This is a genomic window from Sutcliffiella halmapala (assembly GCF_050107295.1).
In the GTDB taxonomy this organism is placed as follows: Bacteria; Bacillota; Bacilli; order Bacillales; family Bacillaceae_I; genus Sutcliffiella_A; species Sutcliffiella_A halmapala_A.
Genome location: NZ_JBNIKR010000004.1, coordinates 115,091 through 136,466, shown reverse-complemented (window position 1 = coordinate 136,466; position 21,376 = coordinate 115,091). Strand labels below are relative to the sequence as shown.

The 21,376-nt window shown below is 45.1% G+C and carries 19 protein-coding genes and 1 other annotated feature (1 of these 20 only partly in view); of the genes, 1 reads left to right on the top strand and 18 read right to left on the bottom strand.

Going from position 1 to position 21,376, the window contains the following annotated elements; translation table 11 throughout:
* Positions 1–92 (bottom strand) — a binding site (T-box leader) (it extends 121 nt beyond the left edge of the window).
* A gap of 42 nt (positions 93–134) precedes the next feature.
* The 14 genes from ACQCT5_RS08215 to ACQCT5_RS08150 form a co-directional block, all read right to left on the bottom strand.
* Positions 135–1,193 (bottom strand): AI-2E family transporter, encoded by a 1,059-nt coding sequence (locus ACQCT5_RS08215; RefSeq protein ID WP_499640792.1) that lies wholly within the window; start codon positions 1,191–1,193, stop codon positions 135–137.
* Positions 1,194–1,250: 57 nt separating this feature from the next.
* Entirely contained in the window at positions 1,251–2,603 is a 1,353-nt protein-coding gene (locus ACQCT5_RS08210) for an aspartate aminotransferase family protein (protein WP_499641169.1), read from the bottom strand.
* A gap of 68 nt (positions 2,604–2,671) precedes the next feature.
* Positions 2,672–4,138: a CoA-acylating methylmalonate-semialdehyde dehydrogenase gene (locus ACQCT5_RS08205; RefSeq protein WP_499640790.1), complete on the bottom strand. Its 1,467-nt coding sequence runs from the start codon at positions 4,136–4,138 to the stop codon at positions 2,672–2,674.
* Positions 4,139–4,594: 456 nt separating this feature from the next.
* Positions 4,595–6,208: a PucR family transcriptional regulator gene (locus tag ACQCT5_RS08200; RefSeq protein ID WP_499640788.1), complete on the bottom strand. Its 1,614-nt coding sequence runs from the start codon at positions 6,206–6,208 to the stop codon at positions 4,595–4,597.
* Positions 6,209–6,337: 129 nt separating this feature from the next.
* Positions 6,338–6,571 carry a hypothetical protein gene (locus ACQCT5_RS08195; RefSeq protein WP_204416023.1) on the bottom strand — a complete coding sequence of 78 codons (234 nt, stop codon included), beginning with the start codon at positions 6,569–6,571 and terminating at the stop codon, positions 6,338–6,340.
* 71 nt (positions 6,572–6,642) lie between these two features.
* Positions 6,643–6,867, bottom strand: a complete 225-nt coding sequence (locus ACQCT5_RS08190; protein WP_499640785.1) for a hypothetical protein — start codon at positions 6,865–6,867, stop codon at positions 6,643–6,645.
* 15 nt (positions 6,868–6,882) lie between these two features.
* Entirely contained in the window at positions 6,883–8,349 is a 1,467-nt protein-coding gene (locus ACQCT5_RS08185) for an NCS1 family transporter (RefSeq protein WP_499640783.1), read from the bottom strand.
* Between the two features lie 131 nt (positions 8,350–8,480).
* Positions 8,481–9,905, bottom strand: a complete 1,425-nt coding sequence (hydA, locus tag ACQCT5_RS08180) for a dihydropyrimidinase (RefSeq protein WP_499640780.1) — start codon at positions 9,903–9,905, stop codon at positions 8,481–8,483.
* Positions 9,906–9,921: 16 nt separating this feature from the next.
* On the bottom strand, positions 9,922–11,208 hold the full coding sequence (gene preA, locus ACQCT5_RS08175; protein WP_499640778.1) for an NAD-dependent dihydropyrimidine dehydrogenase subunit PreA: 1,287 nt from the start codon (positions 11,206–11,208) through the stop codon (positions 9,922–9,924).
* A gap of 33 nt (positions 11,209–11,241) precedes the next feature.
* Positions 11,242–12,561, bottom strand: a complete 1,320-nt coding sequence (locus ACQCT5_RS08170) for an NAD(P)-dependent oxidoreductase (protein ID WP_499641167.1) — start codon at positions 12,559–12,561, stop codon at positions 11,242–11,244.
* Positions 12,562–12,733: 172 nt separating this feature from the next.
* The gene (locus ACQCT5_RS08165; protein WP_386640416.1) at positions 12,734–13,624 is read right to left on the bottom strand and encodes a nitrilase-related carbon-nitrogen hydrolase; all 891 of its coding nucleotides are present in this window, start codon (positions 13,622–13,624) and stop codon (positions 12,734–12,736) included.
* Positions 13,625–14,030: 406 nt separating this feature from the next.
* Positions 14,031–14,186, bottom strand: a complete 156-nt coding sequence (locus tag ACQCT5_RS08160) for a YrzQ family protein (protein WP_386640419.1) — start codon at positions 14,184–14,186, stop codon at positions 14,031–14,033.
* A gap of 22 nt (positions 14,187–14,208) precedes the next feature.
* Positions 14,209–14,406, bottom strand: a complete 198-nt coding sequence (locus tag ACQCT5_RS08155) for a YrzR-like zinc ribbon domain (protein WP_204416035.1) — start codon at positions 14,404–14,406, stop codon at positions 14,209–14,211.
* 13 nt (positions 14,407–14,419) lie between these two features.
* Positions 14,420–14,893 (bottom strand): PRC-barrel domain-containing protein, encoded by a 474-nt coding sequence (locus tag ACQCT5_RS08150; protein ID WP_499640775.1) that lies wholly within the window; start codon positions 14,891–14,893, stop codon positions 14,420–14,422.
* 186 nt (positions 14,894–15,079) lie between these two features.
* Here ACQCT5_RS08150 and ACQCT5_RS08145 point away from each other — a divergent pair, with 186 nt between their 5' ends.
* On the top strand, positions 15,080–15,637 hold the full coding sequence (locus ACQCT5_RS08145; protein WP_499640773.1) for a hypothetical protein: 558 nt from the start codon (positions 15,080–15,082) through the stop codon (positions 15,635–15,637).
* 48 nt (positions 15,638–15,685) lie between these two features.
* Here ACQCT5_RS08145 and recD2 read toward each other — a convergent pair whose 3' ends face one another.
* From recD2 to ACQCT5_RS08125, 4 genes are all read right to left on the bottom strand, one after another.
* Positions 15,686–18,088, bottom strand: coding sequence for an SF1B family DNA helicase RecD2 (gene recD2, locus ACQCT5_RS08140; protein WP_499640771.1), 2,403 nt, complete (start codon positions 18,086–18,088; stop codon positions 15,686–15,688).
* Between the two features lie 18 nt (positions 18,089–18,106).
* Entirely contained in the window at positions 18,107–18,760 is a 654-nt protein-coding gene (locus tag ACQCT5_RS08135) for a tetratricopeptide repeat protein (RefSeq protein ID WP_499640769.1), read from the bottom strand.
* 90 nt (positions 18,761–18,850) lie between these two features.
* Positions 18,851–19,966 (bottom strand): tRNA 2-thiouridine(34) synthase MnmA, encoded by a 1,116-nt coding sequence (gene mnmA / locus ACQCT5_RS08130; RefSeq protein ID WP_499640768.1) that lies wholly within the window; start codon positions 19,964–19,966, stop codon positions 18,851–18,853.
* A 235-nt stretch (positions 19,967–20,201) separates the two neighbouring features.
* Positions 20,202–21,350: a cysteine desulfurase family protein gene (locus ACQCT5_RS08125; protein WP_499640766.1), complete on the bottom strand. Its 1,149-nt coding sequence runs from the start codon at positions 21,348–21,350 to the stop codon at positions 20,202–20,204.
* Between the last annotated feature and the right edge of the window lie 26 nt (positions 21,351–21,376).

The following is a 21,376-nucleotide window of genomic DNA, read 5'->3' as shown; positions in this document are numbered from 1 at the left end:
TCTGCAACTCTTCTTCCTGGAATTCTTTCAGCCTGGGGAATTCCTCTCTACTAGGAAGGGCTTTAGCATACTCTATCCTTCTTTGAATTAAAATATGTAGATGTAAAGATTATATGCAACCTTCTCCCTGTTTGTCAATGCTTGATAAAATGACTGCTGATATGAGTGATGGTCACTTTTAAAACAGCAAAAATAGGAACAGCCAAAATCAATCCGACAACACCGGCAATTTCACCGCCGATCAAAAGGGCAAGGATGATCAGAACAGGGTGGATATGCAGGCTCTTCCCCACTATCAGCGGGGAAAGGATATTACCTTCTATGAACTGCAATCCGAAGATAATGATAATGACAAGGAACACCATCTTCACTGATATGGTAGCAGCGATAATGATAGCTGGAAATGCACCGATCACCGGTCCAAAGTAGGGGATGATATTGGTTATCCCGATAATCACACCAAGAACCAAGGGATATCGCATGCCGGTAAGCCACAGACTGACCGTTGCAAATAGGCCTATTATGATACATACAGTCAATTGGCCCCTGATATAGCTGCCAAGTGATTGGTCGACGTCATGAAGAAAGGCCATTCCTGGTTTCCGCCATTTTCTTGGAGTCAGATACCAGACAGTCTTTTTCACCTGGTCATAATCCTTTAGAAGGTAGAAAACGATGAACGGGATGACAATGAGTATAAAAAAAGAATTCAGTAGCCCCTTTAATCCCGCAATCACTTTAACTAGGAGGCTGGAGAGCATAGCTTCAAATTCCGAAAATGTTTGATCCACCTTTTCGTGAATACCGTCAGGCCAACTGGATGTACTGGTGTGGATCTGCTTGATCCAGTCGCTGTATGTCTGCGTTAGCCTAGGGAAGTTTTCGGACAGCTCCCATAATTGATCAATGATGACCGGGATGCCTTTGTACCCTAGCAACCCGATTCCGCCGAAAAACAACAGGTAAATGATCAGGATGGCAACCGGCCTCGGCAAGCCTCGGTTATGCGTATATTCGACCACCGGATGCAGCAGATATGTAATAAAAACACTGATAAAGAATGGAATGCTTACAGTCAGAATGATTCGTAGTATCGGAGTCCAGAACGGGCTAAGCTTCATCCAAACATACAAAATGATCATAACGAGTAGAAGTGTACCTAGGCGTAAAAGCCATTTCCACTGATTGTTCAAGCGAAACGCCTCCTACTCGTTATTGTCTATTAAGTTTTCAATTATTATGCAGTCGTTTTAATCAAGAGCCAGAATAGATTCCGAGACTGTCTTAATAATAAAATGCAGATCCTCATCCTCAATGGAAAGAGGTGGCGCCAAAGTCAGGACATTATTGTAGCCTGCAACAGTCGCACCGTTCTTTCCGATGATGAGACCTTTTTGTTTGCAGTTTGCAATGACACAATTGATCTTATCGAGGGAGATCGGTTCTTTCGTGTCTCGATTGGAAACCAGTTCAATTCCTACAAGCAGACCCTTCCCTCGTACATCTCCAACAAACGGGTGGGTAGAGAGTCTGGATTTCAGCTCACCAAGCAGGACTTTCCCTTTTTCAGCTGAGCGTTCAATCAATTTCTCGTTTTCCATGATCTCCAGATTCTTCAGTGCAAGAGCGCAGGATGCAGGACTTCCCCCAAAGGTATTTACATGACGGAAATAGTCGTATTCCTCCGACCCTTTGAACTTCTCGTAGATTTCCTTTTTGACGGCTGTTGCGGATAATGGAAGGTACGCACTTGTTATCCCCTTTGCCATGGTGATGATATCCGGTTTCACGTCATAGTTCATGAAGCCGAATGGCTTGCCTGTCCGGCCAAAACCGCAGATCACTTCATCCACAATGAGAAGGGCACCATGTTTTTTGCAAACCTCACTGACAGCTTTCATGTAGCCATCAGGTGGCGTCAGGATCCCCCCACCCGTAATGATCGGCTCCATAATCATGGCGGCAATCGTCTCACTCAGTTCCCATGTCATAGCCTGGTCGACATCCTTTACACTCCTGAGCTGCATCGGAACTGATGATACCGGCTCCTCCATGCGATAGGTGTCAGGTGGCGGAACGTGGACAAATCCGGGTGCAAGCGGTTCGTATTTGTATTTTCTCTGTGCCTGCCCTGTGGCCGCAAGGGAACCCAACGTATTACCATGATAGGACCTGTACCTAGACACAATTTTATAGCGGCTGTGGTCGCCGCATTGCAGATGATACTGCCTTGCAATCTTGAAGGCGGTCTCGTTCGCTTCCGAACCACTATTTGAGAAGAAAATAACATATTCATCATTGAGCCATTCATTCAGTTTCTCAGCTAGCCTGATGGCTGAAACGTGACTCTGTGTCAAAGGGAAGTAGGCAAGCTCCTTCAACTGCTCGTAAGCCGCTTCAGCAAGCTCGGTTCGGCCGTATCCAACATTTACACACCATAGGCCCGACATGCCGTCCAGATACCTTTTCCCATCCACATCCGTCACCCATGCACCCTTCGCCTCTTTCACCACCATCGTCCCCTGTGGACTATAAGGCTTCATGGAATGCCATACATATCGCTCATCTCTAGCCTGCAAATCCTGATCATGCGCCTGATCCATCCGAACCAAAGCAACCACACCTTTCTGAAGGGGCCTGACCCCTTTTTACATTTATTGGTTCCTCACCTTTAAAAGTCGAATCTGGAAGTAATCATTTTTTTGCGAGTATAGAAGTTCAGCCCATCTTTTCCGTTGACATGAAGGTCGCCATAGAAGGAATCTTTCCATCCGGAAAATGGGAAGAACGCCATTGTTGCAGGAACCCCGACATTGACCCCGATCATTCCGGCATCTGCCTCTTCCCTGAATTGTCGCACAGCCTTTGCATCCTTTGTATAGATAGTGGCTCCGTTGCCAAAACGGGACTTTTCTATGTGTGCAAGAGCCTCATCAAGATCAGTAGCTCGCAGCAAACTCAGTACTGGGGCAAAGATTTCCTCTTTTGCAATCGTCATGTCAGGTGATACATGATCAAAAATGGTAGGTCCCAGATAGTTTCCTTCTGTCAGATTTTCCATCTCCTTTCTGCCATCTCGCAAAAGGGTAGCACCTTCTGCCACTCCCTGTTTAATGTAGCCGATCACTTTTTCCCTGTGACTATCGCGAATAACCGGAGTTAACAACACTTCCTCATCCATCCCATTTCCGATCGATAAAGCATCCGCCTTCACTCTCAACTCCTCGACAAACTTATCATTTTCACCCACCACGACAACCGCACTGCAGGCCATGCATCGCTGTCCTGCACTACCGAATGCTGATGTTAATATATGCTGTGCTGCCTTTTCGATATCACAATCTGGCATGACCACATGGTGATTTTTTGCTCCCGATAGTGCCTGAACCCGCTTCCCGTTTGCCGCTGATCTTTCATACACATATTTTGCAACCGGCTGCGATCCTACAAATGAAATGGCTTTCACATCCTCATGATCAAGCAGCCCATTGACCACATCATGAGCCCCATGGACAATATTCAACACCCCATCCGGTGCACCGGCCTGGGTGAACAGCTCCACTAAACGATTAGCCAGTAGCGGCGTCCTTTCAGAAGGTTTCAGTACAAAAGTATTCCCGCAGGCAATGGCAAGAGGGAACATCCACAAAGGTACCATCATCGGGAAATTGAATGGTGTAATCCCTCCGACCACTCCCAGCGGATAACGATACATGCTAGAATCTATTTCTTCAGCGATATTTGCCAGAGTTTCCCCCATCATCAAGGTTGGCGTTCCTGAGGCAAATTCAACACACTCCAAGCCCCGCTGCACTTCTCCATATGCCTCTTTATAGGCCTTTCCGTTCTCTGAAACAATCAGCTTGGCGAGCTCTTCGTGACGTTCCGTTAAGAGGTGATGGTATTCATACATAATGCGTGCCCGTTTCGGAACAGGGACATTCCTCCAGGTTTGATAAGCGGCTTTGGCAGCATTGACTGCTTCCTCTACATCCTCTTTTGTCGAGATTGGTACCTTTGCCAGACATTCCTTCGTTGCCGGGTTCTCGACATCAAAGGTTTCCAAGCCTCTGGAGTCCACCCACTTCCCGTTAATGTAATTTTGTAGTACGATTGTATCCTTTGACGTTGTTGTCATTAAACAACCTCCCGTTTTTTGAATTTTTAGAACTTATGCCTATTATCTGATAAAATTGCAGGGCTTTCATTAGACAAAGTGTAAAACTTATTGAAGGATTGTTTCCACATTTTGAATACAGTGGAGATGTCTTGAGCAAAGGTAATTGGGAAAGCTTTATAACTAGTGTGATGACGGGTTTGGGATGCGAAAGTGGGTTGAAAAGCTTTTCACGGGGATCCGGTAGTCGAAAAGCTCATCATCGACGGTATGACGAGCTTTTCAGTGGGATTCTTGGGGCAAAAAGCTCGTCATCGATGGCATGACGAGCTTTTCAGTGGGATTCGTGGTCTAATAAGCTCTTCATTGACGGTATGACGAGCTTTTCAAAAGTATTCAACATGCTAAAAGCTCTTCATTCAAAGAATAAAGAGCTCAACCAATTAATTGTTATACAAAAGCCTCTCTACTTAACCCTTACAGATTCAAGGTCGATCTATTTGCATCTTCAAAATAATCATTCGTCGAGTTAAGATACTCATACACCATGATCATGAATTCGATAACCAGCCTCTTCTCCGCAAGCATGAAGTCCTCGCCAAGCAGGGTCTCCAATTTTTGAATCCGATGGTATAGGGTTTGCCGCACAATAAACAGCTGGTTGGCCGTCTCCTTTTTCGAACCATTGCACGAAAGATAGACCTTCAGCGTTTCGAGCAGCTTACCATTGTGTTTCTGATCATGAACAATAACCGGTTCAAGATACTCCATCACGAACTCCCTCAGATCCTGCTGCTTTTGCATATAGGAAATGAGCCGATAGATATGTAAGTCTTCAAAAAAGGAGGAATTCACACCTTGAAGGAGCTGCTCCTGTATTTTCATCGCTTCCCAGGCGGTCCAATAACTCTTGGACATCTGTTCAAGTCCATGAACATACTTTCCAACACTCAATCTGAGAAACGTCCTTCCATTCTTATCACATTGCTTGGAGATCAGGTTGGATATCCCCTCCTTCACCCGCTCCTTCCATCTACCCGGATCTCTGCGATTAAGGATGATGACAGTGAGGGTATTTTTCATTTCCGTAACAAATACCGAGAATCCCTGCTGCTCAAATATGGAACGGAACAACAGTGTTAAATAGGTTTTATCTAGAGTAGGAGAGTCCTGGCCATTCTTTTTGCATAGGAGAACCACGCCGTTTTTCACAAAAATGGAGTCATGCCGCGACAAGAACTCTCTGATGGATTCGAGGGATTGGCCGCCATCCAACCAGCTTCGAAGCCACTCGCTTTCTTCCAGTCTTCTTTTTTCCTCCACATATAGACCTCGCAACAGATGCTGTGCAAGTGCTGTTACCGTTCTGTCGAGCATGAGCAGATCAAATTCACTTAATGGACGATTCTTGGAATAGAGGTGAATCATCCCATATTGCTTGTCCAATACTTGTATCGGCTGCTGTAAATGGAGATTTTCATCGTTATTGCTATTGGAAAGAGCTGTTATTAGTTCTTTACGTTTATGAATTGGAACACTTGGTATAAAATATATATCCTGATTCTCTTTTTCATAGATAATCTGGGTGCCAATATGTTCATGGAGGTAGGAAAGAATTTCTTCTTCATGGGAGATTGTGAGAAGTTTTTTATTAAGGCTTTGGGCATACATTTCTAGCTCTGATATCTTTTTGTACTGCTGATTGATCAGGATGGAATGAATATCCTGCGTTATCTCGACAAAGGACACCTCTTCATGAAAAAGAATGAGAGGAAAGTGGTGCTCATCTGCAAGGGCTATGATATCCGCTGGAATTGTCGAGGTGTACCTGCCCTTTTCAATACAAAGTCCTGCTGCATGGCAGTTGATCAATTGTTGCACAAAAGAATGGAAGGCGACCGGATTGTCACCAAAGGATACCCCTGTAGAGAGGATCAGCTCCTGGCCATTCAGCAGGTTTTCAATGGTTGTGATTTCCACCACATGTACCCATTTGACTAAACGATTCATACCTTTTTCTCCTGCAATTACCTCTGCCTTCTCAAAATGCGTTCGCTGCATTATTTCCTGTAAGGATAGCATGCCTTTCATACATTCACCTCAATTTTATTGCTTACTTCCATTATAACGCATTCTTTTGACTTAATTGAGTAAATATTCTGACATAAACAAACAAAAGGTGACAGATACCCTGATTCAGGTTACCGTCACCTTTTTTCATCAATTATTTATTGGAAAATTCAGCTGGATCTCCTTGACCATTTCCTGAAATTCACCTTCGTCATTGAAATCACTGGAATCCCAGTTTTCCAGAATCCAATTGACAAGCTCTTCAGGCGAATTGAAAAACTCTCCACTGGAATCGGCCTTGCGGATCGTGAAACGGTTATTATCCTCATCAATCGTCACTTCACAAGGATAGGCACTTTCTTTACACTTCAATTGATATTCCATTACTGAACGCTCCTTTCACGATGCAGTTTACAAGATTTTATTCCTTGTTCCGAATATCTATGAGGGTTTTTCTACTTTTCTTTTTGCAGCTGGCGAATCAAAAGGGATGCGAAGTATTTTCTGGAGTCTGCATGTTTAATGTGTAAAGTTTCTTCCTGTTTATCGGTGCCCGCCCTTTTCTCCAGGAGCAGAAAAGCACCCTCCAAGTTCTCTTCGACATTTTTTATTCTGAATCCTTTATCCATAAAGTAATCGATTTTATCCCGTTCAGCCAAGAATTGCTGATAATCACTCATATTCTTCCTCCTTCATCAACTGGAAAGCTCTTTTGGCTCCTCCACTTCATCCTCACCTTCTGAAATAACCCAATCTCTTCCCACTGTGATCCCAAGATATTTTTCATCATCCGGATCGATAATTTCCGCCTGCTGGTACACATTGAAGTACCAATACTTTGCAAGTACATAATAGACCGCGGCACCGACAACGAAGCCAACAATAAAAGAATAGTTGGTCAAGAAATAGGCCGCTGTCCCCCCTACAATCCAGGCAATGAAACCTGCCATATTCACACCATGGAAATACCTGAATTGACCGTTCTCTTCATAGAGGTCATGTACATTCACTCTTCGTTTTCTTAGAAGATAGTAATCAGCAAATAATATCCCAACGATGGCAGACAAAACTCCACCTACGATCAATAAAAGTGGAATTAAAATGTCAAATAGACTCCAAGGCTGGACTACACTCCCCACAATTCCAGCGATAAATACACCAGCCCAGAACGGAACTTTCGGGCCTCCAACATTGGAGAAGATTGTGGCGGCAGGAATAACATTTGCAGAGGCATTGGTTGACCACTGAGCGAAGATGATCATCAACAAAAGCACACCAAGCACGATACCAGAAGCTGCTTCCTGCAAGGCTACCACCGGATCATAATTTGAAACTGCGATATAGGCCACTCCCCCGATGATAACCATAAACGTCTGGGTCAATGGCAGAGCAATGACGCTTCCGACAATACTGGACTTATTTCTCTTAAACCAGCTTCGTTCATATTTCGGTGCCTTAATGAATCTTGAAATGGATGGAATGTCCGCTGCAAGCGTTGCCCAGAAACCCATATTACTGAATATGACGATCAGGAATGCCGTCACTGCGGCTCCACCGGTTACAGGACTTTCAATCCATGTCCATACATCTCTTCCCTGTTCAAGTGCACGATCGGATAAAGTGGTGTACATCCAGGCTGAGATGATGATGATGATCGGAGCAGCCAAATCTGCAAATCGTTCAACAGCCTTTATCCCAAGGGCTGTATTGATCAATTGTACTGCTGCAAAAATTAGATAACAGACAAACCAATTATCAAAATTGAAAAGCGTATCAAGGATGGCGTTCATGGCTGTAGCCCCGAAGAAAGTATTTATCCCAAACCAAAAGGAAGCTGTCAGCCCGCGAATAATGGAAGGAATATGAGTGCCAAGAGTTCCAAATGGGGCACGCATATAAACCGGAAAGCTCAGTCCATGCTCTATCCCGATATCACCGGTGATGGTCATAAAGAGTCCTATTCCGACGCTTCCTATTATGGTGGCAAGTATCACCCAGCCAAGCGACAGATTTTGAACCCCGGCTCCTCCGATTGCAAATGCAGCCAATACAACTGCCATTCCCACCCACATCACCGCAAACCCAAGTGTCCCTATTTTCCTGCCATCATGTGAAATAGGCAGTAGATCCGGAGATTTTAAATAACTAGACTTTTTTTTCATTAACATAGCACCCCTCAAATTTAATCCAAATCATAGATCAAAAGAGCGTCTAACAACAATTGCCTGACCAATAAAGTGATGTAGGTCAAGCAATCGGAAGGTCATCTGCATTTGATTGTAGGGTAAGTGGGTCAGATAGAGAGCGTCTCGTTCTGCTTCAAATTTTTTATTGTTCCATATTTTTCCCGTTTGATATATTGTCCACTGCCAGCCTTGCCAACAAATTGCCTGTCGCGAACGACAAATTCCCCTCGTACCATGACGGAGACTGGTTCTCCTGTAATCTTCATTCCTTCAAAAGCATTATAATCGACCGCCATGTGGTGGGTTGCTGCCGAAATGACACGCTCCTTATTCGGATCGAATAATACGAGGTCAGCGTCTGCTCCGACTGCGATGGTCCCTTTTTTCGGAAACATCCCAAAAAGCTTTGCCACTCGGGTAGAAACGATGTCCACAAACTGATGGATGGTGATTCTGCCTTTCTTTACGCCTTCAGAGAATAGGACGCTCACTCTGTCCTCAATCATCGGTCCCCCATTTGGAATCTTCGTAAAGTCCCCTTTACCAAGACTTTTTTGTCCGTTAAAATCAAATGAACACTGATCGGAACCAAGCGTCTGCAGCTGACCGCTTTTCAGGGCATTCCAGAGTACGTTCTGGTGCCATTTTTCACGCAATGGCGGGGACCACACGTATTTGGCACCTTCAAAATCAGGCAATTCCAAATGGCTTTGATCCAGCGCCAAATATTGAGGGCAGGTCTCCCCCCAGATATCCACGCCTTTGTTTCTTGCCTCTGCAATCTTTTCCACTGCTTCCGCACAGGAAACATGCACCACATACAGCTGGGATTTTGCAAGGGAGGTAAGCTGGGCAGCTCTCCCAGTCGCTTCCCCCTCCACTTCCGGAGGTCTGGTCAACGCATGATAGACAGGATCAGTGTTTCCATTCTTTAATGCTTCTTTCGTCAAGTAGTCAATGACATCCCCATTTTCCGCATGTACCATCACAAGTGCTCCTAAATCCTTGGCCGCTACCAGCGTACGGAATAACGTTTCGTCATCAGCCTGAAATACATTTTTGTAGGCCATGAAAACCTTAAAGGAGGTGATCCCCTCTTCCTGTATCACAGATGGAAGCTCTGCAAGCACACTTTCATTGATTTCCCCTATCATTAAATGAAAACTGTAATCAATGACCGACTTATCCTTTGACTTGTTGTGCCAGGTCCCGATAGCATCTTTCAATGGTTTCCCTTTTTCAGTGAGGCAGAAATCAATGATCGATGTCGTCCCTCCAAATGCAGCTGCCATGGTACCCGATTCAAAATCATCCTTTGTAACCGTTCCACCGAATGGCATATCCAAATGAGTATGCGGATCGATGGCTCCCGGAAACACGAAACAACCTTTTGCATCAATCACTTCCGCATCACCAGCTGACAAATTGTGACCGATTGCTGAAATGGTTTCCCCTTCGATTAAAATATCCGCTTCATACCTATCACTCGCTGTTATTATGACACCGTTCTTGATCAGTTTTTTCCTTGCCATATTCAATCAATCCCCCTTATTTAACCGTGTCCACTTCTATTTGCTTTAACAAACCTAACGCAGACTGCCTATCATTCCATGTCATTGGTGGCTGTTCGTGTGGCAGCTCTACCATCGTGATCGCATCTTCCACCGGACAGACGATCGAGCAGAGGTTACAGCCGACACAATCCTCTTCCCGGACCTGTAAATAAGGCTTCCCATTCGAGTCCCTCAACATATCAATGCATTGGTGGGAGGTGTCCTCACAGGCGATATGACACTTGTTACAGTTGATACAGGTGTCCTGATTGATCCGGGCCACTATTTTATAATTCAGATCGAGGTTGCCCCAATCCGAATACTTCGGAACCGATTTCCCAACAAGCTCCATCACCGACTGAATTCCCTTTGAATCCAAATAATGAGAGAGTCCTTCTATCATATCCTCCACAATCCGGAAACCGTGGTGCATGGCAGCAGTGCACACCTGTACTCCAGTTGCCCCCATCAACATGAATTCAACCGCATTCTGCCAATCGGATACTCCTCCCATCCCTGAAATAGGTACATTTATCCGAGGGTTTCTCGCACATTCCCCAACCATATTCAGCGCAATAGGCTTAACCGCCGGACCACAATATCCTCCATGGGCCCCTTTTCCTGCAACATGGGGAATTGTGTTCCAGCTGTCCAGGTCGACTCCTGCGAGACTGTTGATGGTATTGATCATACTGACTGCATCTGCGCCACCTCTGACAGCAGCTTCCGCCGTTACGGTGATATCCGTTATATTTGGGGTAAGCTTCACGATTACCGGTGTTTGTGCAGCTTCCTTCGCCCAGTATGTCTGCTTCTCCACCAGCTCGGGTACCTGCCCTGAAGCGGAACCCATCCCCCGTTCTGCCATTCCATGCGGACAGCCGAAATTGAGTTCCAGTCCGTCCACACCTACCGCTTCCACCTTTTTGACGATTTCATGCCATTTTTCCTGTTTGGGCTCCACCATCAATGAGGCGATCAGTGCGCGGTCTGGAAATCTTTTTTTCGTTTCTGCAATCTCCTTCAGATTCACCTCAAGAGGGCGATCCGTTATCAGTTCGATATTATTGAATCCTGCCACCCGTTGTCCGTTAAAGCTTACGGCTGCAAAACGGGAAGACACATTGATAATGGGGTCGCCAAGGGTTTTCCAAACCGCTCCACCCCATCCCGCTTCAAATGCCCTCTGCACCTGATACCCTGAATTTGTAGGCGGTGCGGATGCCAACCAGAAAGGATTCGGTGATTTAATGCCTGCAAAATTAATCGATAAATCTGCCAAACTGTTCCCCCCTCACTAGGTTTGATAACTCTATTAGGCTGTCTCTATTGCTTGCTTCACTAAGCTTTCATATACGGCATAGGCCGTCTGCTTGCCTTGCTGGGCAGCCGTCACCACCATTGCTTCCCCCTGGCCTTTTCCGAAAATAACATCGCCACAGGCAAATACTTTCCTGTTAGAAGTCCTATGGGTGTGAGGATCTATCTTTACGACTCCTCCATCGTGTTCCAAACCAAACTCATCAATCAGCGATGTATACCTTGTCTGTCCAATCGCCTTGATCACTGCGTCCACTTCAAGCAGAAATTCCGAGCCCTCCACTTTCACAGGTCTTCTGCGTCCGTCTTCACCAGGTGAACTGAGCGCCATTTTGACGCACTCAATATGTGTTACCGCCCCCTCTTCATTTCCAATAATTCTTTTCGGGGCAGTCAGCCATCTGAATTCCACACCATCCTGCTTGGCAAATTCATATTCAAAATCGTAGGCTGTCATTTCTTCCTGCGTTCTGCGGTAAAGTATTTTCACATTATCAGCACCCAGCCTGACCGAACAGGTTGCACCATCTATCGCAGTATTACCTGCACCAATCACGACAACATTCTTTCCCTTGAATTGATTGCCAATGGCTTTTGTTTTTGTTTCTTTTACAAAATCTATCGCGTCATAGACCCCTGAAAGATTTTCTCCTTCAATTCCAAGCATCGGAACACTCGCCATACCGATAGCAAGGATTACGCCATCATAGTGTTCAAGAATTTCCTCCACTTCGATATCCACACCCACTCTTGTATTGGTCCGGATTTCCACATCCAGGCTTTTCACCTGATCCACTTCCCAATATGAAACGCTCTTTGGCAGGCGGAATGAAACGATTCCATAAGTATTCAGTCCGCCAGCTTCCGCCTCCGCTTCAAAAATGGTCACTTCAAATCCCAGTAGGGCAAGCTCCCTTGCAGCGGACAGACCTGCAGGACCACCGCCGACAACCGCTATTTTTTTGCCATTCGGTGTGCCCTTTTGAAAAAGAGTCTGTTCATTTTTGATTGCCCAATCTGTGGCATACCGCTGCAGATCTCCAATGATGATCGGCTTTGTATGATGATTCAGCACACATGCACCTTCACATAATTCCTCAGTCGGGCAAACTCTCGAGCAGCTTGCTCCAACAGGATTGGCGGACATGATGGTTTTGGCGGAGCCTTTAAGATTTCCTGAAGCAATCTTCTTAATGAAAGAAGGGATATCAATGCTGGTCGGACAGGCGACAATACACGGAGCATCATAGCAATACAAGCATCGATTCGCTTCTTCAAGGGCTTCTCGGTCTGTCAGTCCCGGCTTCACTTCCATGAAGTTTAAAGATAAATTATCGGAGTCAATCCTTTTGACAGTTTTCAATCGAACATCTCCTTTCTTTTTCGAACATCGTAAAAAAGAGATCACTCTTTTTCATGTGTCCCCTTCATTCAGATGAAGGAATCAGGTTCACAATTGTTACGAAAGAGTCATCCCTTTATTGCCCTTACGGCAAAAGCGCTGTCATTTCTTCATAGGTTTCCGGTCTTCTGTCACGGTAGAACTGCCACACATCTCTCACTTCACGGATAAGTTTTTTGTTCATCTCCCCGATAATGACCTCATCCTGATCTCGGCTCCCGATTGAAACAAAGGAACCACGTGGGTCAACAAGATAGGACTGTCCATAGAATTCTCCCATTTTCCATGGCCCCTCCACTCCGACCCGGTTGATGGCACCGACATAATAGCCGTTTGCCACAGCGTGTGCAGGCTGTTCGAGTTTCCATAGATATTCGGAAAGACCTGCAACCGTTGCAGAAGGATTGAAAACGATTTCCGCTCCTTTTAAACCTAAGAGGCGAGCACCCTCCGGGAAATGGCGGTCATAGCATATGTAGACGCCGACCTTCGCATAGGCGGTATCAAAAATCGGATATCCGAGATTGCCTGGTTTAAAATAAAACTTTTCCCAAAAACCATGTCCCTGGTCTCCAACACCAACTTGAGGGATATGTTGCTTGCGGTATTTGCCAAGATAGCTTCCATCGGCATCGATTACAGCCGCCGTGTTATAATAGGTGGCTATGCCTTCGCGTTCATAGATAGGAAGGACAATGACCACTCCCAGCTCCTTAGCCAGGTCCTGAAACAACCTGGTTGTCGGTCCATGGGGGATTTCCTCTGCCGCTTCATACCATTTCGGGTTTTGTTCACTACAAAAATAAGGACCATAAAAAATCTCCTGTAAGCAGATTATTTGCGCCCCTTTTTCCTTTGCTTCTCTTACTAATTTAATGTGCTTCTCAATGGCTGCCTTTTTATGAACCTCCACCGGTTCCGTGCCGTCCACATCATTGGAAGCTTGAATCAAGCCAATCATCACTTTGTCGGACATCCCATTACCCCCTTCGATGAATGCAACTAGCTAATACCTTGTTTAAATTTTTAGAATTGTTTGAACTTTATGTATATTGTACTTCCTAACTTGTCTTTTTTCACTATACATAATGTTAAATGATGAAGAGGTGAGACTGTCCAATGTGTAAAATGAAGGAGAGATCTTTCACATTAAAAAACCGCCCTGCCATTAGCAGGACGGGTTTCACCATATATTTTCGGCTTCATTAAACACCGCTGTTGATTTCCGCACTAGGCTACGCTTTCCGCGGGGCGTTTTTGGAGCCTCCTCGGCTTCGCCTGTGGGGTCTCCACTAAACGCTACCTCCCGCCGGAGTCTTCGCCTATTGCTCCAATCAACAGCTAGATACAAATAATCAACTATTATTTAAATGAGCCTGTACTCAAGAAAACATCCGCTTTGCGCGTTTTCTCATTTTTTTCATATTGCGTTTGGAAGTCATATCCCCAAGGAAGTTCTGTACATCATTGTTTTTACTTAGACGGCTAGCTGCTGCCCCCAAGCCTATCATTAACAAAGAAGACATTGCTCTGTTCATGCGACTCACTCCCAACTATTAGTTACATGCTGATTTGTCGATCGTCTTCATGAAACAAATCATCCAATGAACTTAGGGTTCCATCCTCTTCTACTTGATGAGTATGGACCACACCTTTGGAGACAGAAAGCTCAATAAAACAGCCCCAGCAATAGAATTGGTTCACACCAATTTTTCCGATATCTTTACTTTTGCAATTAGGACAACAAAGAACCACCATCGAACACCTCTCGTTAGGTTGATACAGAAACGACGACGGTATCTTTTCCAATGATAAGATCAAGAGGGTGCTGAATGATTTTCTTGCCCTCTGCAATATCTGCGAAAAAGCCGTCCGTTACCTCATATCCTACGATTGTGCCCGTTTCTTCCTCAAAATATACATCATCCAGTAGCCCAAGTTTGTTCCCTTCCCGTGTAAGGAAAGACTTCCCTTTGATACCATGGCCGTGAAGAAAAAACACCTCTCCATCCTCTTTTGTAACGGAGGAAAGATCATGTGCTTCCACCATGACACCGTCGTCTCCAAAGGACTTGATATACTCGAATGGAAGAAATTTTTTGCGATGGAATACTCCTTTTCCATCGATAAGCAGTCCTTTTACCTGTCCTGGTTCCACCAAGCAAAAGTCAGTAATCCGACCGATCTTATTACCTGATGCCGCATCATATATTAGCATCCCAACCACTCGAGAAAATGTTCTCAAAGATACCCACCTCTTTTCGAACATTAATAGGTTTCGTCTCGGAGAACAATGTCATACAGCGAAAGGTTTTCCATTTATAAATTGAAAGGTATCCAAAAACAGGCTGTTCAATTCCACTTTTGAACAAGCAGTATTTGGAAAATCGAATAGGATATATTGAATCTTCAGGAAAGGAGGTGAATCTTTATGAAAAAATGTTTTTACTACTTCAAAAGTGACCAAAATCATATGGAAGCAGCAAAAAATGACTCCTTTTTTAAACACGCCAAAAAAAACGATGAGAAGCACGATTGCAAGTCAGACAAAAAGAAGGATGCAAAACTGGTAGGATTTGCCTACGATGTAGCAGACCCTATCATTAATCTTCCCCTACCTAATAATTTCAGACTGAATCCTCAGCCTTCCACTGTAGCTGCAGCAACTCTCGACTGTGTAAAAAAAGGCGACGCAATATGGCTTAATGCTCTATTTCATGTAAACAACAACTCTGGCACTCCTGTCGATCTGGTTACAAGAATCTACCGTGGATCCATTGCTCCTTCCAACATCATTTACCAAAGTATCGTGGAGATCGATTCTGAAGGCAATGATGATGCCACCTATGCAGTTGCTCAGTTTGTGGATGTACTCCCTAATGACGAAGAAAATGTAACTTATTTCCTTACGGCACAATTGAGAATACCAGGCGGAGCTCTATTTGTATACGGTCCGATTACTTTCACTGTTGCTCAAATCAAGCAATAACTTATCTATACAAAAAATGGGCTAGTCCAATTGGGGACTAGCCTTTGCTTATTCTTCATCCATGAAATCATATGGAGTCACATTTTTCATTCCGATATTGGCATCCTTCCAAAATGGGATCTCCTTCAAAATGGCCTCATCCACCTCTTCTTCAAGTTTTTCCTGGACTGATTTGACCTGTAACCTTTCTTTTAGGGAAGTCTGCCTTGCTTGTTCATCGGCCCGTTGTACCCCGATCCTTAATGCTTCTTCTTCCCCGCATAAAATCAGGAAGCGCTTTGAACGTGTTACTGCAGTGTAAAGCAAGTTTCTGCGCAGCATTCGGTAGTAGCTTTTTACAACAGGAAGCACCACAATGGGAAACTCACTTCCTTGGGACTTATGTATGGAACAGCAGTATGCATGCGTAATCTGACCGAGGTCCTGTTTGGTATAGGTTACTTCATTTCCTTCGAATGATACGATCACCATGTCCTGCTTTTCCGTATTCTCTTTAGCATAGAAGATGGAAACAACTTCACCTATATCCCCGTTGAATACATTACTCTCAGGCTGGTTGACGAGCTGCAGCACTTTGTCACCTGTCCGATAGACGACATTTCCGAAGGCAAGTTCACGACGTCCATCACTTTTCGGGTTGAACAGCTCCTGGAGCATTTCATTCAGCTTATCTATCCCCGCATTTCCCCGATACATCGGCGCTAGCACCTGGATATCCCGCGCGTTGTAACCCTTGCTCTGGGCATTAGCACAAACCTTCTTGACCACGTCCATTATCTGGGCTTGCCCGCATTTGATAAAGGACCGATCTTTCTTGGCCACCGCTATATCCGCCGGCACCACACCATCCTTCATGCTATGCGCCAGTTCAATGATGGAGCTTCCATCCGCTTGCCTATAGATATCCGTCAACTTCACTGTTGGAATGGCTTGGGAGGACAATAGGTCTTTTAATACTTGTCCCGGACCAACAGAAGGCAGCTGATCTTCATCCCCTACCAGCACCACTTGAATATCTGCCGGCAGTGATTTGAACAATTGGTTTGCAAGCCATATGTCCACCATGGATACCTCATCGACAATCAGCAGCTTACCCGGGATCGGATTTTCTTCATCATGCTGGAAGCCTTCGGAGCCGTTCCACCCAAGCAGCCTGTGTATGGTAAGAGAAGGCAGGCCGGTCGCTTCACTCATCCTTTTTGCCGCACGGCCTGTTGGTGCCACCAGCATGATAGGAAACGGATCTTCCTTGGAATAGTCGTTTGGTTCCAGAGAACATCCATGAAGGTCTGCATACAGCTCCACAATCCCTTTAATGACAGTTGTTTTCCCAGTTCCGGGTCCTCCTGTCAGAAGGAGCATCGGTGTCATCAATGCCTGCTGGATTGCCTCTTTCTGTGAAGGGGCATATTGCACCTTCAACCGGTCCTCCAATTCACCCAGAGCCAATAAAAATTCGGACTCAGGGAACTGATCGGCATACTGGGTTTGCTCCATCACTCTGTTGATATTAGTGACAAGCCCCTGTTCTGAAAAGTATAGGCTTGGAAGATAGACTCGTCCCTCTTCCGACTTCAGTTTGCCCTCTTCCGTCAGCTGCAGAATTTCCCGAGAAATGTCAGAATCTACAACCAATCCTTGCTGCTTCTCGTTTAAAAGCTTCCATACAGCCTCTACCAGCTGATTTTCCGAAACAAAGCAATGCCCCTCCGACATGGAATGCTGCTCAAGCATGTACAAACAGCCTGCCCTGATCCGGTCAGGGTGGCTGCCGGAAATACCGAAGTGGCTGCCTAGCTCATCCGCCCTTGCAAATCCGATACCTTCCACATCCTCGACAAGCTGATAGGGGTTCTTTTGAAGGATACTGATCGTTTCATCCTTATAGGTCTGATAGATCTTCATGGACAGCTGCGGACCGAACCCAAATTGTGAGAGGGCGATCATGACTTGTTCGAGTCCCTGATGCTCCATCAGCGAGTCATAGAGAAGCTTTGCTTTATCACCGGGAAGTTTTGGGATTGAATCAAGGACAGAGGGATTCTCCAAAATCTTGGAGATCGCATTCTCCCCAAGTGCATCCGCAATCTTTTCTGCCGTCTTTTTGCCGATACCTGAAAATAGATCGCTGGATAGATACTGTACAATGCCTTGACGTGTTTGCGGGATATCTTTTCGGAAGTGTTCAACATGGAACTGAAGTCCAAAACGGGGATGCTCTTTCATTGTACCGAAAAATATGTAGGTTTCATCCTCGTGGATCCGAGGGAAATACCCTGTTACGACCGCTTCCTTTTCCTCATATGGAATATTCGTCTCTGTCACTCTGATCCGGACAACGGAATACATATTGGATTCGTTGTGGAAAATGGTGACGAGATGAGATCCTTTTATGAATTTTTCATGTTCCTCGAACAAGTCGAGAGAGGATTGCTGCTTCTGGTCCTTCATGGGATTTCCCTCCGTCCCTTAATTTTCGGTCAAAATCTTTTTAGCGTGTGCTGCCAGCATATGGTCTGCCTGAACATCCAATGCCTTGTCAAGCATCTCGATCGCCTTATCCCTGTTTTCCTGATAAGCATATGCCACACCAAGGTTATAGTAGGCATCTGCATGATCTTCATCACTATCCACTACCAGTTCAAACTCAGTTGTCGCTTCCTTGATCAACCCTTGGCCTGCAAGGCATAGCCCATATTGGAATCTTGCTTCCGTATCCTCAGGCTTCAGTTCGACAGCTCTCTGGAAATATGGGAGTGCAAGTTTCGGCTGCTCGAACTGCAGCAATGTCATACCAAGCATGAAATAAATGTCGCTGTCATTGACACCCTTTTTCATCGCAAGCTCGAAATGATCCTTCGCCTCATGCCATTTTTCCAGCTGATAGTAGACATTACCTAGACCATAATGTGCTGTTCCCATGCTTTCATCCTTGGATAAGGCCCTTTCAAAGAACTTCATCGCTTTTTCCAGTTCTCCCACTGCGCTTAGCACATTTCCAAAGTTGACATACGCCACTGCGTTTTCCGGATTCTGTTCTATCTCTTCCGAAAATGCAGCCAGCGCCTCTTCATATTTTCCTTCTTGCAAATATTGAATTCCCAATGCATTATTGTCTTTCATCTATGATTGCACCTCTTTATCGCTAATTTACTTCAATAAGTATAACACAGGAAAAACCTCCACTCCCATTAAGAAGTAGAGGTTTTCTTTTTATCCTACATACCATAATTTTTCATTGTTTTTAAAAACATGGTCGATCGTACCGCCACCCAAGCATTCGTCCCCATTATAGAAAACGACCGCTTGACCTGGTGTGATGGCACGGATCGGCTCGTCGAAGATCACCTTCACTCGGTTATCTTCAAGATGCTCGATGCGTACCTTGTTATCCTGTTGGCGATAACGGAATTTTGCCGTACATGAAAGCCCATCTTCAGGCGGAGTATCAGATACCCAGCTGACATCCGCAGCAATGATGGAATCGGAATAAAGAAGCTCGTTATCAAAGCCCTGACCTACATACAGGACATTCTTTTCGAGATCCTTACCGATGACAAACCATGGATCACCGCTTCCGCCGATGCCGAGGCCATGACGCTGGCCGATGGTATAATACATCAATCCATCATGCTTGCCCATCACTTTCCCATCCATCGTGAGCATATTGCCTGGCTGAGCAGGAAGGTAGCCGCTCAGGAACTCCTTGAAGTTGCGTTCCCCGATAAAACAGATTCCCGTACTGTCTTTCTTCGTAGCAGTAGCAAGCTCTGCACGCTTTGCAATTTCACGCACTTCTGATTTTTGTATGTTTCCTATCGGGAACATGACTTTTGAAAGTTGTTCCTGACCAAGCTGGTTCAGGAAGTAGGTTTGGTCTTTGTTCTCATCAAGTCCACGCAGCATTTTGTACTCGCCGTCACGGAACTCCACTTGTGCATAGTGGCCTGTTGCCAAATAATCCGCTCCAAGGTCGATTGCATGCTCAAGGAATGCCTTGAACTTGATTTCCTTGTTGCACATGACATCAGGATTTGGTGTGCGTCCTGCTTTATACTCATCCAAGAAATACTGGAATACTTTGTCCCAATATTGCTTTTCGAAATTTACCGCGTAATAAGGGATACCGATCTGGTTGCAGACGCGGATTACATCGTTGTAATCCTCTGTTGCTGTACATACTCCAAATTCATCGGTGTCGTCCCAGTTTTTCATGAAAATACCGATTACATCGTAGCCTTGTTCTTTTAGAAGAAGTGCTGCTACAGAGGAATCCACTCCACCAGACATTCCTATTACTACACGGGTATCCTTTGGTGCTTTATTCAATTTGATCACCCCGTATTTATTTTTTGCTATTGTTTATTAACTCTTATTGTAAAGAGTATCGTTTTTTAAAAAATTTACCTTTTATGCTCCGCTGATGATTTCCGCAATAGGCTGCGCTTTCCGCGGGGCGTTTTGTGGAGCCTCCTCGGCTTTCGCCTGCGGGGTCTTCGCCTATTGCTCCAATCATCAGCTAGCAAGCTCAAAAAAATACACTAGTCTAGCTTTTTCGAATAATTTACTTGTTTCTATTTAATCTTTTTACCACTTTTGCCGTTTCTTCGGCTGCGTAGACTATATCTTCTTTTGTATTGCCTAAGCCGAAGCTGAAGCGGATGGAGGAGGCAATGCGATCTGAGTCTTTTCCGAACATCGCGACAAGGACGTGTGACGGGTCGATCGAGCCTGCAGTACAGGCGGAGCCGCTGGAAACCGCTACACCTGAGAGGTCCAGGTTCACAAGCAGGGATTCCACATTTGTTCCTGGAAAATAAACATTCATCACATGAGGCAATGACTGTTCAACCGTTCCGTTCATTTCAAACGGCACTTCTTCCCTCTCCCAAATTTCCTTCATCACTTGCTTAAACTCCAAATACTGGACCGCTTTCTGATCACCCTGCTCCATGCAAAGTTCAATGGCAGTCTTAAGGCCGACAATTCCGGCCACATTCTCCGTACCCGCACGTCTTTTACGTTCCTGCTCCCCTCCATAGGTCAATGGAGCGAAGCTTGTACCGTTTCTGGCGTATAAAAACCCGACGCCCTTGGGACCATTGATTTTATGGCTGGACATGGATAGAAAATCAATTCCCAGCTCATTTACATCTATTGAATAAAGTCCGAACGCTTGAACGGCATCGGTATGAAAGTATGCCTGATGATCCTTCAATAATTCCCCGATCTCTTTCATCGGCTGAATAGTGCCCACTTCATTGTTTCCAAACATGATGGTAACAAGGATGGTTTCATCTGTTAAAGCTTCCGAAACATCCTGGATATTCACCAGCCCGTGTTCATCCACCGGGAGATAGGTTACCTGAAAGCCCTCTTTTTCGAGCTGTTCACAAGTATGCAGCACTGCATGATGCTCGATGGAGGTAGTAATGATATGATTGCCTTTATTTTTGTTGGCACGTGCTACACCAATAATCGCAAGGTTATCCGCTTCCGTTCCACCGCTCGTAAAAATGATTTCATTTTCCTTCGCACCGATGCTTTTAGCGGCAATGTTCCTCGCTTCATCCACATAATGCCTTGTTTTTCGGCCAAACTGATGAATACTAGACGGATTGCCGAATTCCTCTTTCATTACCGGAAGCATACTATCAATAACAGCCGGATGCATGGGAGAGGTTGCTGCATGATCTAAATAGACTCTTTTCAATGAGCACGCCTCCTTTCTTTATATAA

Coding starts and splice junctions, on each gene's coding strand:
- ACQCT5_RS08210 (WP_499641169.1), bottom strand. CDS start 2,603: ATGGATCAGGCGCATGATCAGGATTTGCAGGCTAGAGATGAGCGATAT.
- ACQCT5_RS08205 (WP_499640790.1), bottom strand. CDS start 4,138: ATGACAACAACGTCAAAGGATACAATCGTACTACAAAATTACATTAAC.
- ACQCT5_RS08200 (WP_499640788.1), bottom strand. CDS start 6,208: ATGAAAGGCATGCTATCCTTACAGGAAATAATGCAGCGAACGCATTTT.
- ACQCT5_RS08195 (WP_204416023.1), bottom strand. CDS start 6,571: ATGGAATATCAATTGAAGTGTAAAGAAAGTGCCTATCCTTGTGAAGTG.
- ACQCT5_RS08190 (WP_499640785.1), bottom strand. CDS start 6,867: ATGAGTGATTATCAGCAATTCTTGGCTGAACGGGATAAAATCGATTAC.
- ACQCT5_RS08185 (WP_499640783.1), bottom strand. CDS start 8,349: ATGAAAAAAAAGTCTAGTTATTTAAAATCTCCGGATCTACTGCCTATT.
- hydA (WP_499640780.1), bottom strand. CDS start 9,905: ATGGCAAGGAAAAAACTGATCAAGAACGGTGTCATAATAACAGCGAGT.
- ACQCT5_RS08170 (WP_499641167.1), bottom strand. CDS start 12,561: ATGGAAGTGAAGCCGGGACTGACAGACCGAGAAGCCCTTGAAGAAGCG.
- ACQCT5_RS08165 (WP_386640416.1), bottom strand. CDS start 13,624: ATGTCCGACAAAGTGATGATTGGCTTGATTCAAGCTTCCAATGATGTG.
- ACQCT5_RS08160 (WP_386640419.1), bottom strand. CDS start 14,186: ATGAACAGAGCAATGTCTTCTTTGTTAATGATAGGCTTGGGGGCAGCA.
- ACQCT5_RS08155 (WP_204416035.1), bottom strand. CDS start 14,406: ATGGTGGTTCTTTGTTGTCCTAATTGCAAAAGTAAAGATATCGGAAAA.
- ACQCT5_RS08145 (WP_499640773.1), top strand. CDS start 15,080: ATGAAAAAATGTTTTTACTACTTCAAAAGTGACCAAAATCATATGGAA.
- recD2 (WP_499640771.1), bottom strand. CDS start 18,088: ATGAAGGACCAGAAGCAGCAATCCTCTCTCGACTTGTTCGAGGAACAT.
- ACQCT5_RS08135 (WP_499640769.1), bottom strand. CDS start 18,760: ATGAAAGACAATAATGCATTGGGAATTCAATATTTGCAAGAAGGAAAA.